Here is a 964-nt window from a genome sequence, read left to right as displayed (position 1 = left end):
GTTTTTCCGTACCCGACATGCCGTTAATGCTCCGTGGGCCTTGGCGAATGGTGCGGTAGCCTGTAATTTTAAAGATTTTTGCCAATGCGCTTTTTTCCGGAGCGATATCCCGTTGCAGCAGCGTCGGTTCGCCTTTCTTAAGCTCGTCACCATGCATGATTTCCAGACTCATATCGTGTTGCTTGGCAAATTCGACAGTGGTATGCGCTGTAAACGGTTTTTTGCCATCGTCCGCAATAAAACCGCCTATCAGGCAGATACCATGCCGATTTGGCACTTCAAATTCTTGCCGTATCCGCAGGTTATTCAGAAAATCTTGGCGGAATTTTTTCTCAATGCCATCTATCAATTCTTTCTCTTTGGCTTTCCAGTTGGCAGGAGCTTTTTTATTATCAGCTGGGATATAGAAAAAACTGCGTACGATATAGGCATCGTTAGTATCCAGCTTAAAATATAAATCGGCTTCATAGGGCATACCGTCCTTCCCGATAATGTTTTCCCAATGAAATCCCCCGCGCGTTACCTGCATCATCGCTTGCCCTGGAATTAGAGTACGGGTGTCAACAACAATTTTTGTTCCTGCTCTACCATTTTGTTTAAACTCGTTGATATTCCTAACATTTCTATTCCAGTCGTTAAACATAACCATCACGCTCCAGCCGTTGTAATCAATGTGTGTACTTCCGTGACGACGCTTAGACGGCAAGCGCAATTGATAGCGGCCGCTGCAATAGGGCTGTTCGGTCCAGTAGGCGGTGTCAATGATGGGCGGACTGCCTGCGGCCCGGGCGGGGACGGCGGCGGAAAGGAGGAGTGCCGTGATGAGGGGGAGGCTGCGGGTCATGAGGTTTCCTTTCATTTGCGGCGGGCGGTATCGGCTTTTCAGACGGCCTCCCCGTCCGTATTGTTTATTTAACCGGCTTCAACGTCGGCAGTACGGTGTCCCAGATAGCGAGGATTTCGG

The 964-nt window shown here is 49.2% G+C and carries 1 protein-coding gene; it reads right to left on the bottom strand.

Annotated features, from left to right (window positions below; genetic code table 11):
• Positions 1 to 844 (bottom strand): T6SS immunity protein Tli4 family protein (locus tag HMPREF2700_RS06825; protein WP_070591137.1); only part of this gene is annotated, 844 nt, incomplete at its 3' end.
• Between the last annotated feature and the right edge of the window lie 120 nt (positions 845 to 964).

Source organism: Neisseria sp. HMSC068C04 (genome assembly GCF_001810105.1).
Classification (GTDB): domain Bacteria; phylum Pseudomonadota; class Gammaproteobacteria; order Burkholderiales; family Neisseriaceae; genus Neisseria; species Neisseria flavescens_B.
The sequence above is the reverse complement of the archived record's forward strand: the minus strand, read 5'-3'. Positions and strand labels throughout refer to the sequence as shown.